The following is a 15,413-nucleotide window of genomic DNA, read 5'->3' as shown; positions in this document are numbered from 1 at the left end:
GGCGCTGGAGCTAGACAAAAAGAAGGCTCTGCATTGTGCAGAGCCTTTTAATCTTTTATTCATTTTTCGTAAGCTGCAAAGCCTTTTTAATATCCTTAAAGGAGTTTGATTTGCCATACATGAGAACTCCCCCTTTATATACCTTTGCACCGAATATGGCCAAAATTACAATCGTGATGATCAATATCGCAATGCCTAATAACGGCTCCCAGACTGGCAATGTCAGCATTCCTACCCGCATAAACATAAGCATCGGCGTGAAAAATGGAATATAAGAGGCAATCGTCATAAAAGACGTATCCGGCTGGCTTAGTCCAAACATGGATATCATAAATCCTGCCACAACAAGCATCGTCATCGGCATAATCATTTGTTGGACATCTTCAATCCGGCTGACAAGCGATCCAAGAAATGCAGCTAATGTTGCATATAAGAAGTATCCTAGTAAAAAGAATACGAGAGCATAAATAATAGACGAAATCGGAATATCACTAAACCCGAAAACTTCGAAAAAACCGCCTTGCATGCTTTCCATATTTCTCTTTACAAAATAAAAACCAACAACTAGGATAATTCCCATTTGCGTTAAACTAAGCAAGGCTATTCCAATAATCTTTGCAAACATTTGCTTAACAGGTGCTACGCTTGAAATAAGAATTTCCATTACACGTGAGGATTTTTCTGTAGCAACCTCCATGGCAATCATATTCGCGTATAAAATAACAGCGAAATAAATGATAAAGAGCAGGACATAGACGAGCCCTCTTGCCTGGTTTAATTCTTCTTCCGTTTTTGCATTTTCTTCAAGTGCGATTTTACTAAAGGAAACTGGCTCATAGAGCTTGCCTAATTGATCCTGAGATAAATTTATTTTTGAAGCTGCAAGCTCTGTCTTTATTTGCTGCAAGTAGTGCTGAAGTTCTGAAGAAAGTGCAGTATCAGCAATGCTTCTTGCTTTATAAGCGGCTTCCGGCAACCCTTCCGGATTATGGGATAGGATGAGCAAGCCTTCATATTCATCCATTTTCACTGCGTTTTCTGCATCTTTTACACTACCATTAAAGGTTTTAAGCTGAATATCACTATTGTTCATTTTCAATTGGTTCAATAAAGGATTGATTAGTTCTCCCGTTTCGTCTATGACAGCTATCGTTTCTTCAGATCCTTCACCTTTATTGAAAAAGTCCATAATTCTAGACATATTAGTTAGGCCCGCTACAATTAGCACTGTGATAAGCGTTGTAATAATAAATGATTTTGTTTTGAGCTTGGAAAAGTATGTATGACCAAGAATGATCCAAAAATTACTCATAGGAAGCACCCACCTTCTCAATAAAAATATCATTCAATGAAGGCTCTTCAAGTGCAAACTTTCGAATAAATCCTTTTCCAACAATCTCCTTCAAGACTCTCTCTGCAATGTCTTCACTTTCGATTTGCAAATGGATGCCTTCAGTCGTTTGCCGAGCCCTTGAAACTCCAGGATAATTCTTTAAATTCTCAAGGCTGAAGTCAGCATGAATAACTAAATTCTTTTTCCCGAATGAACGTTTGATTTCTTTTAGGGCCCCTTTCACAACTGGCTTCCCTCTATGCATGATGCACAAATGCTCACACATTTCTTCCACATGCTCCATGCGATGGGAAGAGAAAACAATCGTAGTCCCTTTATTCTTCAATTCAATAACAGCATCTTTAAGCTGTTCCACATTTACTGGATCTAAACCGCTAAAAGGTTCATCGAGAATTAATAATTTTGGTTTATGTATGACCGCTGTAATAAATTGGATTTTTTGTTGGTTCCCCTTAGAAAGCTCCTCGACTTTTTTATCCACATATTCAGGTACTTTAAACCGGTTCAGCCAGTAGTCAAGCTCCTTCAATATTTCTTGTTTATGCATTCCCCTTAATCTCGCTAAATAAACAATTTGATCCTTAACCTTAAGCTTCGGGTATAACCCTCTTTCCTCTGGCAGGTACCCAATAATCGGACTAGTAGAATAATCAATCCGTTTTCCGTCCCATGTGATATTCCCTTCACTTGCATCAATTAAGCCAAGAATCATTCGAAAAGTTGTCGTTTTTCCCGCTCCGTTCGCCCCAAGAAAGCCAAACATTTCTTTTTCGGGAATCGTTATTGAAAGGTCATCAACAGCTGTAAACTTTCCAAAGCGCTTTGTTACATGCTCTAATTTTAATCCCATTTCATACTCCTCCTATCCTCTTACTTATACGATTAATATAGAAAAAAGGTTCAAATACTTTTTTTCCTATTTGATCTCCATTAATAAAGACTTTGCACAAATCCGAAAATTATGGAAAAATAATAGTAATCACTATTATTAGGATCAAGGAGGATTTTTTATGAAGACATATAAATTAACTGTTTTTGAAAAAAGTGGAGAAAAGCTTTTAGACGAGGCCTTTCAAGCAGGAGATGATATAGAGGCAAAAGGGAAGTGCGAGCAAATGATAAAGGAAAAAGGCTTCGATGAAAAAACATATCGCTGCACTTCTCCTTCTGGGAAACTCATTTTATTTCATTCTTAATTGACTTAAATGGCGATAGCAAAAAAGAACTGAAGCTAACCTTTTTGCTTTTCGCTCACATTATTTTCCGATAAATACAGGTTTTCTTTTTTCGATGAACGCTTGAATGCCCTCTTGGTGATCTTGCGTTTGCGTCATTTTATACTGACCCGCTTTTTCAAGCTCGAGGATTTTATTTAGTTCTGGGAGGTTTTTTTCTATAAAGATTTTTTTCGTTTCAATCATGGCTTTTACTGGGCTTCTTAGCCAAGTATTTATTTTTTTGTCTAGTACATTGTTCAGCTCCTCTTCAACTGCCTCATGAATAAGACCTAGCTGATAAGCCTCATCAGCAGCTAATGGCCTCCCTTCCCAAATGAGGTGCTTTGCTTTATCTTCTCCAAGACGCTTTTCTAAGAAATAATGGGCCGCACCATCAGGAATTAAGGCGATTCCAATAAAATTCATCGCAATCTTGCTCGATTTCTCAGCTATCACATAATCAGTCGCTAAGGCAAGGCTAAGACCAAGACCTGCAGCTGCACCCGAAATTGCACTAATTGTTAATTTAGGCATGCAATAAAGCTCTTTTACGACTGTACTAATGCTATCCATCACCTCAGGAAAGGCACTTTTATCAGTTGACGATAACATCGTTTTAATGTCTCCCCCTGAACAGAAAGCCCGTCCTTTTCCTGTCAAGACAACAATATCAACCTCATCAACAGTAGTAACCTTCTTTAATACAGCAGCCAGATCCTTAAGCATTTCTACGCTTAACGCATTAAGGGAATCTGGTCTGTTCAGCTCAATTGTAGCCACACGCCCATGAATTACCAAATTTACTGTTTCAGTTCCAAAGTCAATAGTCAATCTAACCCCTCCCTTTCTTTAAATCTAATTATAATGGCTTTCATCATATTTAAAAACTTAAATGAACGATTATTCATAATATTTTTGATGATAATTTGAACAGCCAAAATGAGAAACGACCGTAAAAAAATACGGCCGCATACTTTACCTATTTTGTCTCGGTCAGATCCTTTTGTACCTGATCTCTTAGTGCTATCTTCAGAAACTTGCCAACGGAGGTTTTCGGTATTTCATTTAAGAATAATATCTCATCTGGAAGCCACCATTTGGCAAATTGCGGCTTTAAAAATTCCAATATTTCTTGTTTGTCTACTTTACCTTGATAAGCTTCTTTTAGGACTACACACGCAACTGGACGCTCCTGCCATTCTTCATGAGGTACAGCTACTACTGCTGCCTCAAAGACAGCCTCATGTGCCATCAAGGCGTTTTCAATATCAACAGAGGAAATCCACTCTCCGCCACTCTTAATCAAATCCATCGTTCGGTCGACAATTTTCATAAAGCCTTCCTCATCGATAGTGACCACATCCCCTGTGTAGAGCCACCCATCACGAAACGCCTCAGACGTTCGTTCGTCCTTATAATATTCTGAGGCAATCCAAGGTCCCCGAATAGCAAGCTCCCCCATTTCCTTTCCATCCCAAGCTGCTTCCCCATCCTTCCCGACAATTTTCATTTCAAGTCCTGGAACGAGAATGCCCTGCTTTGCTTTCAAGTCTAGACGCTCCTCATAGGAAAGCTCTTCCTGATAGCTTTTTAAGGTAGAAATTACGACTAATGGACTCGTTTCAGTCATCCCATAAGCATGCATGAAAGGAATATTGTGCTTCTGTTCAAAGGCTTTGATCATCCCTTTCGGTGCTGCAGAACCGCCACATAGGACTGAACGCAGTGAGCTCATATCATACTTGTTTTCTTCAAGCTCCTTTAATAATCCCAGCCAAATCGTTGGAACACCTGCTGTTATGGTCACCTTTTCCTCTTGAATGAGTTCAGCTAATAGCCTTGGAGTAAAATACGGACCCGGCATAACTAGGTTTGTGCCAAACCAAACAGCTGCAAACGGCAATCCCCATGCATTAACATGGAACATCGGAACGACCGGCATGGCAATATCCTTCTCACTAACCCCAGCACTATCTGCCATTCCTAATGCCATACTGTGAAGGACGATTCCGCGATGAGAATAGATGACACCTTTTGGATTCCCTGTCGTGGCTGACGTATAGCACATGCCAGCTGGAGCATTTTCATCAAGATCATCTGGATACTCATAGTCACCCGTAGCCTCTTCAAGTAACTGCTCGTAATGGTAAACAGGAGATAAAGTTGTTTCAGGAAGCTCTTCATCATCCGTCATGATGATAAATGCTTTCACATTCGGCAACTTGTCCTTTACCGCTTCAATCAACGGGAGGATATCTGAGTCAATTAAAAGAACTTTATCCTCTGCATGATTAATAATAAAAACAATATGCTGCGGAGATAGGCGAATATTAATCGTATGGAGTACGGCCCCGCTGCATGGAATCGCAAAATACGCTTCCAAATGGCGGTGGTGATTCCAAGCTAGAGTCCCTATCTTATCTCCTCTTTCCACTCCTAGCTTTTGGAGACTTTCAGCAAGCCTTCTTGTCCGGTCAGCTATCTGCTTATATGTAAACCGCTGAATCCCGCTCGCTGTTCTTGATACAACCTGTTTCTTTGGAAAAAATCTTTCCGCTCTCTTGATCATTTGCGTCATTGTTAAAGGTGTTTGCATCATCATATTCGATTCCTCCCTTAAATTAAGCGCTTACATTCTATTCAATGAAGTGTATGATCTTTTGTACCTAAAACATTCTATTTAATTTAGAAAAACCCTTCTTATTTTCTAAATTTTCAAAAATATCATCATTAAGAAAAACCCCTGCTGTTTTAAACAAGGGTTTCTTGTGTATCAAATAATTCACTTAATAATCTCAACTTCTCATCTGTGTATTTCTCAAAGCTTTCATTGTATGTTTTTGGGTCCTTCGGATTGGCAAATTGTGTGATTTTCCCTGTGGTCGGATGGACAAATTTACTAGCTGCGCCACAACCCAGACCAATTATCGTCTGCTGCTCTTCCATGATCATAATATTATAGATACTGTCCTGACCGGGAAGTGAGTAGCCAACATTCTCAAGATTGCCAAGGATATTTTTTTGTCTATATAAATAATATGGGGTATAGTTATGCTCTTTTGTCCAATTCTCAGCCGTGTCCATCATCTTTTCAATTTCATTTCGATCGGCTACCTTGTATTTTTCCTTGTTTTTCGTCATTTCGGAAGCACGTTTGAAAGAAAGAGTATGCACAGTAAGCGATTCTGGCAAGAGCTTTTCTGTTTCACTTAGTGTGTGTGAAAATTCCGGCATGCCTTCACCTGGGAGCCCAATAATTAAATCCATATTAATATTATTCATGCCCATATTTCGTGCTAAATGGAACTTTTCTATCGTTTCTTCAACAGTATGATGTCTTCCAATCGCTTTTAATGTTTCCTGAATATAGGACTGCGGATTAATGCTAATCCGATCTATTTTCCACTTTTTTAACACTTCGAGCTTTTCAGTTGTGATCGTGTCCGGCCTTCCTGCTTCAACGGTAATTTCACGTATCTTTTCCACATCAGGGAATGAGGTATACATTTCTTCATAAAGCATATCCATCTCTTCAGCGGTAATACTTGTAGGGGTGCCCCCGCCGTAGTAAACTGTCGTGATTTTCACCTTATTTTCTTTAAGCCAGTCCCCAACCTTCCTCATTTCATAATGAAGACCTCCTAAGAATGAATCAACAGACCCTTGCCGTCCATTAATGGCATAAGCCGGGAATGTACAATAGGCACACTTTGTTGGGCAGAATGGAATTCCAATATAAATGCTGACTTCATTTTGAAGCTCATAAAGGTCAGGTACAACAGTCAGTTGCCTGTCAACAATTTGCTGCATAAGCTGGATCTTTTCATCTGTAATTAAGTAATCCTCTTTTAATTGATGATGTGCCTCGGCCATAGGTGTTTTCATTTTCATATGGCGATGCAGAAGCTTTGTTGGACGGATTCCAGTAAGGATTCCCCACTTTTGACTAATGCCAGTCCACTCTTGTAGAACCTTTAAATATACATGGGAAACGGCAGTTTTAATTTGCTTAAAATGCTCTTTCTCTGACTCTGTATCTATTAATAAAGCTTCATAGGATGCTGCCTTCTCCATCCTATCCCGATCTGTAAGCGAAGCTTTAACACGAATAGATTCTTTTGCTTCCAGATTAATAACGATCTTTAAATCCTCATCATGATGAGAATTCAAGGACACTTGGCATTCCTCAAAAAATAAATTTGCGATCAGTTGAAGCGGACGCAGAAACCGCTCATCTTGTAACCCTGTAACTAAAATTTGCAATGCAATCACCTTTTTATCAATATAGTGAAACTACCATCAAAATAGATTTGATGGCAGTTAGAATTGTATTATTATGAACCTATTTAAGTGTACAGAAATGATTATTTAAGGTCAATATGTAAAGAGCTGATCTGTTAAGATCAACTCCTTTTGAATAAAACTATTTCAATAAATTCATTTTCTTCAAAAATTCAATCGGATGCTGCTTTCTGAAATGCTCCTTCACCATATAGGTGACGCCGTGCTGATTATTCAGACGAGTGACCCAATCCGCTGCTTTTTTAACTTCTACAGGTGCATTTCCCATGGCAACACCGAGTCCGGCAGCTTCAATCATGCCAAGATCATCGAGGCCATCCCCAATCACAACCATTTCACTGCGGGCAATATCTAAGTGGTCTCCTAAATACAACAAACCATTAAGCTTGGAAACTCCAGCTGGTATTATATCGATACGGAGATTGTTCAGCTGGAGAATATCAATTTCTGAAAACATCCCTTTTATGGCTGCCGTTGCATCCAATTGATCTGTTTCATCCTCAAAATAAACTTCTATTTTCGGAGGATTGGCAGGGTCATCGAGGATCGTATCACTTAAGGAATCGACAAATTGCTGAGAATAAAAAATCGGATCTCCTGATGAAAAGACGGTCTTAGCCAGCATATTATGATTTAGCTTAGATTTGTTGGCTAACGAATATTTTTCATGAACCAATCGAATCTGACAGGAAAATCCTTCAAGCAACCTCACAATTTCATAAGTTACATCCTCTGCAATCCGCCTGACAAAAATGGGTTTATCCCGTGAGCTGGCAATATAAGCTCCACTATGTGCTACAATGGATGAGTCTAATTTTAGTGCTTTTGCCACTTTTTTTGCGGATGGAAAGCTTCTTGCCGTTACTAGTGTTACATAGATACCTTTTTGCTGCACATATTCGATCGCTTCTTTTGTAGATTTATGAAGTCTTCCATTTGATTGAAGAAGAGTGCCATCAATATTTAACGCTAACAGCCTGTAAATCATCATATTTCCCCCTATTCGTGGAGTGTAAAATTGTCCTATTACACTTTTATGAAAGGAGAAAAAGGAATAGAACAATCCCTGTGAAAACTTCATCCCCTGAAAAATTTACCAATTTAAAAAATGTATAAAGAGTAATTATTCAATTAAAAATAGGATTGTAACATTTAATTACACCAAAGGAGATGATTTACATGGCAAGAAGCAACAATTCAAATCAGCTAGTAGTACCAGGAGTTTCTCAGGCAATTGAGCAAATGAAGTACGAAATTGCAACAGAATTCGGTGTGAACCTTGGCCCAGAAACATCTTCAAGAGCTAATGGTTCAGTTGGTGGAGAAATTACGAAGCGCCTTGTACAAATGGCTGAGCAGCAGCTTGGCGGCAGGTTTTAAAGAATCAACTCAATAATTATATATGAAAAACCGCTCCTAAAATAAGGAGCGGTTTTCATATCCAAATATGGAATTAACCTAGTGGTCCATATAATTCTTCAAGTGGTTTCATAATGATTTTATTTAACTCAGCAATAAGCATGCTCATCCTCTGCTCTGCTTCCATTAGCTTGGCTATTTTAGGATTTTGCTGTACGAGTGCTACAGATTTTTGTGCCTGCTCAACCTCTGCCTGAGATATATCCTGCCCCATCATTTGTTTTTGTTGAAGCTGCATTTGAATATGGCGAAAGTTATCAAACATCGCCTTTGCTGATGGATCAGCATTGACCTCAGCATAAGCTTGCTTCAAAATTAAATATTCATTGCTTTGCCTTACTGCTCTCTCAAGTTCACCTGCGATATTAAATAAATTAACTGCCATCTTTTGAATCCCCTTTCCATTTTGGGCAATCACTTCACTATACCAAACTATGCCATTCATTGCGAGGTGTGTATCTGATAATTGGTAAACTGCTCTAAAGCAGAATGGCCAAAATCCCTTGAAATAGACCAATAATTCCACCAAGCAATGCCCCTAGAAGTGTAATCATTTTTAATTCGCTATTAATAATGGTTAGTACCATTTCTTCCAGTCTCTCGACAGAGAATGCTTCTACTTGCTCCCGAATAATTTCTTGTAATCGAAGCCTCTCCATTAACACATCTACCCGGCTAGTTAGCCATTCTCCAAAAAACTCAACACCCTTGGGCACAATTGAATCAATGATTTCTGACCGGTAAGCTTCACTCAATTTAGAAATCGGTGCATGAAATAATTGTTCTAATTTTATGACATTATTAACACTTTTCTTCACAAAAGAAAGGATTTCTTCTTTATTAAATTGCTCTTCAATCTTAGCAGCTTCCCATTCAAGGATTTTATCCCATTCTTTTTTTATTAGTGAAGTGATTATATCAGCTGTACCCTCATTCTTTAAAAACTTGATAATTTCCGGCTGTATCTTATCAGCTATATTGATGTTTCCCATAAACATTTGCATCATACTTCCAAGAACACCACTTCGTTCCTTTAAAAAATCATCGGCCATTTTCTGAATTCGCAAATTACCTTCAAGGCTTGAAAAATAATCAACCCCTTTTTGAAGAATAAACTTGCTGATTTCGGGGATTTTTCCATTTACTTTTTCGATCATTTTTTCTGGGATAATCATTTTTAATGGCTGATCTCGATATTTCTCCAGTATACTTTCAAATTTTTGCTCTACAACCTCATTCAAACGCTTTTCTGTTTTCTCGTGGACATTTTTTATCCCTAAGTTATCCAATAATTGTGCAGGGCTTTTCTCACTAATTAAGAAACTATCCAGTTCCCTTTGAACAACTGCTGTCATTTCCTTTTGAAAATTGTCATTTAAAAATTTCCTTTTAATACTTTCAGGTGTTAAAAGATGGTTAACGACCATCTTCCCCATTTGTACTGCAAGCTCGTCTCGGCGCCTTGGGATTAAACCGGGTGTAAATGGAACTCTCCACTTTCCAATATATAAAGCTTTATAAGGCCTAAATAGCATTTTTATGGCAAGGTAATTGGTGAACCCATTAATAACTGCCCCAATAGTTACCATTAATAAAATTGTCAATAAAATTTTCATGTGATTGAACATCTACCTTCCATCTGGACTTGCGCACAATTTTAACCTTTTTTACATACGATACTTTATCAGCTTTTGCCTATTTTTTCATTATTAATGCGAAAAAATTTCAAAAATGAGGAATGATCATGAATTTATCATTATTACCTATTACGATTGTTCCAGCCAAATCGTTTCAATATATGGACCATTCAATTAAAATTAGCCATTCCCTCATTCATTATTGGAGAATAGATGAAGCTAAAACATTTGATGTTGCTGTGGGAAACAATCGCATTTCTGTCATGATTGAGAGTGCTCCTATTACAAAGGATGAAATCATCATGAGTGAAGATTTGTTCCGAGAGTTGATGCTGCCTATACAGGTAACACAATTTATTGCACATTATTCCAAAAAGGAAAATACCCTTACTATTGGTCCGGTAATTGGCTTATTGACTGAAATAAGTTTCTCGGAAGAGTTGGAACCTCATTTTCGCTCCATCCATAGTTTTTGCAAGGAAATGCACGATGTAGTATCGGAAATAGGCGGCTTTTTCTATGTTTTTTCATTAACCGATTACTCGGATGGGATCATGAACGGCTATTATCTACTAGATGAAAGCTGGCATAATTCTCCTGTCCCTCTCCCTAATGTCATCTATAATCGTATACATTCACGTAGGCTTGAAGCAAGCTTATTTTTCCAAAAATTTAAGAAGGCTGTTTTCTCACACAATATTCCTATATTTAATGATCATTTTCTCACTAAAAACACGGTCAATGATTTATTAATCTCCGAAGAGTATTTGCATCCTTTTCTTCCGGAAACATTACTAGCAACAGAGAAATCCTTGGAAGAATTAAAGATGAAATACGATTCGATTTTTATAAAGCCTATCCATGGAAGCCAAGGCAGAAATATAATAAAGCTTTCAAAAATTAATAATTCGCTCCAAGCAGAATTATCTACTGCCAAGGGGCGGGACCACACGTATTTGTTTAATACGTACAGCGAGTTTTTCAAATGGATTCAGCCATTTCTTGAGAAGAGAACCTATATTGTGCAACAAGGAATCCCTTTAATAAAATACAAAAATAACCAGTTGGATTTTCGAATCCTTTGTCATCGAAATTTACAAAATTCCTGGAAGGCTACCTCCGCAGTAGCAAGAATATCAGCTGAGGAGCAGTTTGTTTCAAATATTGCAAGAGGCGGAGAAATCATGAAACCTGTTCACGTTTTAACAAAATTATCGGATCGGAAGACAGCCATCCAGCAGCTTGCACTAATGAAGGAGCTTGCAGTAGAAGCCTCGTCTATTATTAGCCATCATTCCGATGGCTTGATGGGAGAGCTTGGGATAGATATCGGGGTGGATGAAAGCGGAAAGCTTTGGATCATTGAGGTAAATGCCAAGCCTTCCAAGAACCTCGGAGAAAATGAAAATAAAATACGTCCCTCTACAAAGGCTTTACTAGAATACTGCACCTTATTAACATTTTCCATGTAACAATGAGTCCCAAGATTATTAAACTCAACATCTATGTCTTACTTCAAGGAGGTATTACTAATGCTGTCAATTGGGTTAATGACGTTGCAAACGTCTAATGAAAAACATTATTTCAATGAAATCGCAAAAAGAGCACACCAGCTAGAAATGATCTGTTATCGATTTGTACCCTCTAATATTAATCCCATTTCAGAAAATGTGAACGGGGACTATTTTAATCCCAACACTAATGAATGGGAGGCTTGTGAATTTCCTCTTCCTAAAATACTTTATGACCGTTGTTTCTACAAAGAGGATCCTCATTCCAAACAATGCAAAGCAATTGTAAAATGGCTAAAAACGAAAAAGGAAGTATTATTTTTAGGATACGGTCTGCCAAATAAATTGGAATTGTATCATGCGCTTGAAAATTCAATACTATCACCTTACTTGTTGAAATCGAGTCAAGTAACTTCAGGTCAACATGTCATTCAGCTCCTTATTCCGAATAAGCCTGTCATGATGAAACCAGTAAATGGCTCTCAAGGTAGAGGAATTTACTATTTAGAAAAGAAAAATAATGAAATCATTGTTCAAACAGACAAACAAGATAAAACGATTACACGCCAATTCCCTTATGAAGAGAAGGCCATTTCATGGATCGATTACCTCATTAAAGAAAGAGAATATCTGATCCAGGAATACAAGGAGCTTACAAACAATAGAAATCAGCCCTTTGATATTAGAGTACTGCTCCAAAAAAATGAATATGGAGAATGGAAGGAAATTGCCAAAGGGATAAGAACAGGTAAAGAAAAGGGGATCGTTTCGAATATTAGTGCGGGAGGAACGGTTTCTGCTTATGAGGATTGGCTGGCAGCATATCCTCCTTCAGAAAGAGATTACCTAAATAATGAAATAAATGAAGTTTTGAGATCCCTGCCACAAATATTAGAACAGCATTTTCCTCCGCTTTTTGAATTAGGCGTGGATATTGGGATAAGTAAAGATCATGCCATCTGGATACTGGATATCAACTCCAAGCCAGGACGCAAGGTTGCTATAACGATTAATCCATCTTTGGAAGATCCATTATATACTTCCCCCCTTCTTTACGGCAAAAGATTAGATTTTGAAAGGAGACAAATTAATGAGAAAACAATATCAGGTAGAAATTCTTCATGACATCTCCCATCAAGTCTATATCCCAAATGAATCCGTTCCGAAAACAAACCTATCAAAAATTGCTTTTGGGTCAAAGTCCATTGAAACGAGAATAGACATTCAGCCAAATAGCAAGGAAATGATAAGCCTTAGCAAGGATATCGCCGAGCAACTAAAGCTTCCGGATTTAAAGGTTCCTCTTCATATTTTCAATGATTATGAAACTCTTTTTATTGGACCACTCGTTGGCATTTTCACATCAGGCTTTACCCCTTTTCCGATGCGGCCAATCGGAGAACGGAGCCTATTCTTTGCCAAGCTGCTTTCGGTAAAAAAGGCTGTTGGCGCAATGCCCTTTGTGTTCGGGGAGCAGCATATTAATTGGGAGCAAGGATTAATAAACGGATTATTTTACCACCATAATGGATGGAAGACATTTGAGGTTCCCTTTCCTAACGTTATTTATGATCGGCTGCCTAACCGAAAAAGCGAAAGAAAAGCGGAGCAGAAAAATATAAAGGAAAGGCTGCAATCTGAATATTTAATCCCATGGTATAATCCCGGTTTTTTTAATAAATTAGATATTTTTGACCGGCTAATTCAAGATGACACAATTGCAAAATTCTTACCGGAAACTCATCCCTTTGTTTCATTTTCTGAAATTGAAAGAATGCTGAGCGAATACGGGCATGTGTATGTGAAGCCGATAAACGGAAGTCTCGGCTTAGGAATCCATCAAATCTTATATGATAAAGCAAAAGGTTATTATTTTTGCAGATTCCGAAGCCATGAGGGAGAAAATAAGCTGCTGAAATATAACAGCTTAGAAGGATTAATGAATCATGTTTTTGCAGATAAAAAATTAAATCGAATGCTCGTTCAGCAAGGAATTCATTTATTGCGAAAAGATCAACGGCCAATTGACTTTAGGATACACACAAATAAAAATAATTTTGGAGATTGGGTTGTGACGGCCATTGCAGCTAAAGTAGCAGGGGCTGGAAGTGTGACAACGCATGTTAAGAGCGGTGGGGTCATCCAAACGATTGCCGAGGTTTTTCCATCTTTAGAAGAACAAAGGCTTGCAGAAACAAAACTTTCAAATGCTGCCCTGTTATTAAGCAAAGCATTGGAAGAAAATATGGAAGGTATAATTGGTGAAATTGGATTTGACCTCGGGCTCGATCGACAAGGAAATGTATGGCTATTCGAAGCTAACTCTAAACCGGGCAGATCCATTTTCAAACATCCAGAGTTGAAGGAATTTGATTTTCTAACGAGAAAGCTTTCCTTATCCTTTGCTGTATTTTTGGCTGAAAGGGCGATTTTGAGTCCTGAGGAAGTTTTTAGATGAGCATTTTTTATGACCTTGAACTTAAAAATTGGTTTACTCTTAATAAACAATCGAAAACATTAGGCTTCAATAAGCACCCAGTTCAAATGGTTAGCTCCGCACCCGCATGGAGCCTCTCCTTTCATATTTCACCTCAGAAGGAAGTTCCCTTAATTGGAATTTTAACAGGTAGAAAAAAGGATAATAAAGTAACTGGGAATGGCAGATTATTTAAAGAGCTTCAGAAAGAAATCATAAAAAACGGCGGAATATCCATCGTTTTTACTCCCCAAAATATTAACGACCATTCAATAAAAGGATATATGTATCATCCAACTAAAGATAAATGGTACGCTGTTCAATGCCCTATCCCACATGTTATCTATAATCGGGTACCTTTTCGCAGAATTGAAAAATCAGATTCATTTTATGAAGCTTATCAATTTTTCAAAAGCAAGAACATTCCCTTTTTTAATACGTGTTTCCTTGATAAACATGAATTATATCAAGTATTATCCAAGGATTCTTATTTCCAAAAGCTGATGCCAGAAACTATAAAAATCTGTGAAAAACCTTCGCTAATGAATTTTTTTGAAATGCATCGTCAATTATATTTAAAGCCATCATTAGGTTCAAAAGGAAAGGGCATTTACCTTGCTTCTTTAAATGAGGATTCCACAATTAAATTGCAGGGGCATGAGGAATTACATCTGTATGAAGATTTTCATACCTTTTGGATGAAGTGGAACTCGGTTTTTTTAAAAAAATCGTATATCGCCCAAAATGCGATCGACCCATTGTTATATAATGGAAAGCGGTTTGACTTTCGAATTCTTGTCCATTATGTAAATAATCAATTTAACGTAACGGGCATAGGCATCCGGCAATCAAAGGAACAAAATATAACAACTCATGTTCCTAATGGCGGAATTATTCTGCCCTATAAACAATTACAATCGAAGGAGCATGATCAGTTTATAGTAGAAGTAGCCGATCGTGCAGGAAAGCTATTATCAAAGGAAATCGGTTTTTTTGGCGAATTTTCAATAGATGCAGGAATCTCTGCAGACGGCCAGTATGTGATATACGAAATCAATTCCAAGCCAATGCGCTTTGATGAACAGGAAATAGAAAGGAAAAGATTTCAAACTTTGGCCTGTCTTTTTCTTGAGTTAGCAGGATTTTAATTCAGCAGTCCACAAAAGGAATCAGCCTTATGTGGACTGCTTTTATTTATGCTCTCTTAGTTGGTCCGGCAAAAGAGCGGAACTGTTTCTTTAATTTTTGGCGGGATTTATCATTCCTTAATAAGTACGCTGCTCCTAATGCTAAAGTGGTTAAAGCCCATTTATTTCTATTCATTTAAGCAACTCCTTTTTCGTTTAATAAGTGTACATACTTCTTCTTCCCTTCAACTAAATGAATTACACTGGTTTTTCATGTCATGTGATTTATATTATTGGGTTGTTTGACAAAAAGGTGTAAGATAAGGTGAAACTTCAATCAGTGGGGGTTTTTTTCATCCCCCACTGATTG

General features: G+C 37.8%; 15 protein-coding genes. 6 read left to right on the top strand and 9 right to left on the bottom strand.

The genetic code is table 11. The features are described from left to right. Positions 1–55 precede the first annotated feature (55 nt). Complete coding sequence (locus tag V7127_RS23060) at positions 56–1,312, bottom strand: ABC transporter permease (RefSeq protein WP_335490129.1); 1,257 nt, start codon at positions 1,310–1,312, stop codon at positions 56–58. Then, a complete protein-coding gene (locus V7127_RS23055; protein WP_335490126.1) occupies positions 1,305–2,204 on the bottom strand; it encodes an ABC transporter ATP-binding protein in 900 nt (299 codons plus the stop codon). Before V7127_RS23055 ends, V7127_RS23060 begins: the two co-directional genes overlap by 8 nt. A 160-nt stretch (positions 2,205–2,364) precedes the next feature. Here V7127_RS23055 and V7127_RS23050 point away from each other — a divergent pair, with 160 nt between their 5' ends. Next, positions 2,365–2,550, top strand: a complete 186-nt coding sequence (locus tag V7127_RS23050; protein WP_335490123.1) for a YhzD family protein — start codon at positions 2,365–2,367, stop codon at positions 2,548–2,550. 60 nt (positions 2,551–2,610) lie between these two features. Here the strand turns inward: V7127_RS23050 and V7127_RS23045 are convergent, their stop codons facing one another. The 4 genes from V7127_RS23045 to V7127_RS23030 form a co-directional block, all read right to left on the bottom strand. Then, a complete protein-coding gene (locus tag V7127_RS23045; RefSeq protein ID WP_335490120.1) occupies positions 2,611–3,402 on the bottom strand; it encodes an enoyl-CoA hydratase in 792 nt (263 codons plus the stop codon). Between the two features lie 148 nt (positions 3,403–3,550). Next, positions 3,551–5,170 carry a long-chain fatty acid--CoA ligase gene (locus V7127_RS23040; protein ID WP_335490146.1) on the bottom strand — a complete coding sequence of 540 codons (1,620 nt, stop codon included), beginning with the start codon at positions 5,168–5,170 and terminating at the stop codon, positions 3,551–3,553. A 152-nt stretch (positions 5,171–5,322) separates the two neighbouring features. Beyond that, a complete protein-coding gene (locus V7127_RS23035; RefSeq protein ID WP_335490116.1) occupies positions 5,323–6,834 on the bottom strand; it encodes a coproporphyrinogen III oxidase in 1,512 nt (503 codons plus the stop codon). A gap of 160 nt (positions 6,835–6,994) precedes the next feature. Then, on the bottom strand, positions 6,995–7,861 hold the full coding sequence (locus tag V7127_RS23030) for a Cof-type HAD-IIB family hydrolase (RefSeq protein ID WP_335355147.1): 867 nt from the start codon (positions 7,859–7,861) through the stop codon (positions 6,995–6,997). 191 nt (positions 7,862–8,052) lie between these two features. Between V7127_RS23030 and V7127_RS23025 the strand changes: the two genes are divergently transcribed. After that, on the top strand, positions 8,053–8,253 hold the full coding sequence (locus V7127_RS23025) for an alpha/beta-type small acid-soluble spore protein (protein WP_066295079.1): 201 nt from the start codon (positions 8,053–8,055) through the stop codon (positions 8,251–8,253). Between the two features lie 73 nt (positions 8,254–8,326). Here the strand turns inward: V7127_RS23025 and V7127_RS23020 are convergent, their stop codons facing one another. Then, positions 8,327–8,677 carry a YlbF family regulator gene (locus V7127_RS23020; RefSeq protein WP_335355148.1) on the bottom strand — a complete coding sequence of 117 codons (351 nt, stop codon included), beginning with the start codon at positions 8,675–8,677 and terminating at the stop codon, positions 8,327–8,329. 94 nt (positions 8,678–8,771) lie between these two features. Beyond that, a complete protein-coding gene (locus V7127_RS23015; protein ID WP_335490113.1) occupies positions 8,772–9,896 on the bottom strand; it encodes a DUF445 domain-containing protein in 1,125 nt (374 codons plus the stop codon). A gap of 140 nt (positions 9,897–10,036) precedes the next feature. On the opposite strand from V7127_RS23015, the gene V7127_RS23010 reads away from it, so the two are divergent. Genes V7127_RS23010 through V7127_RS22995 form a run of 4 tightly spaced genes read left to right on the top strand, consistent with a single transcriptional unit; the run spans position 10,037 to position 15,064 of the window. Further along, positions 10,037–11,401, top strand: a complete 1,365-nt coding sequence (locus V7127_RS23010; protein WP_335490110.1) for a YheC/YheD family endospore coat-associated protein — start codon at positions 10,037–10,039, stop codon at positions 11,399–11,401. Between the two features lie 60 nt (positions 11,402–11,461). Then, on the top strand, positions 11,462–12,565 hold the full coding sequence (locus V7127_RS23005; RefSeq protein ID WP_335490107.1) for a YheC/YheD family endospore coat-associated protein: 1,104 nt from the start codon (positions 11,462–11,464) through the stop codon (positions 12,563–12,565). Beyond that, a complete protein-coding gene (locus V7127_RS23000; RefSeq protein ID WP_335490104.1) occupies positions 12,531–13,898 on the top strand; it encodes a YheC/YheD family endospore coat-associated protein in 1,368 nt (455 codons plus the stop codon). Before V7127_RS23005 ends, V7127_RS23000 begins: the two co-directional genes overlap by 35 nt. After that, positions 13,895–15,064, top strand: a complete 1,170-nt coding sequence (locus V7127_RS22995) for a YheC/YheD family endospore coat-associated protein (protein ID WP_335490102.1) — start codon at positions 13,895–13,897, stop codon at positions 15,062–15,064. The genes V7127_RS23000 and V7127_RS22995 overlap by 4 nt, the downstream gene beginning before the upstream one ends. A 46-nt stretch (positions 15,065–15,110) precedes the next feature. Here the strand turns inward: V7127_RS22995 and V7127_RS22990 are convergent, their stop codons facing one another. Then, positions 15,111–15,239, bottom strand: a complete 129-nt coding sequence (locus V7127_RS22990; protein WP_335345325.1) for a hypothetical protein — start codon at positions 15,237–15,239, stop codon at positions 15,111–15,113. Positions 15,240–15,413 lie beyond the last annotated feature (174 nt).

This window comes from Bacillus sp. JJ1773 (assembly GCF_036962035.1).
GTDB lineage: Bacteria > Bacillota > Bacilli > Bacillales > Cytobacillaceae > Cytobacillus.
The sequence above is the reverse complement of the archived record's forward strand: the minus strand, read 5'-3'. Positions and strand labels throughout refer to the sequence as shown.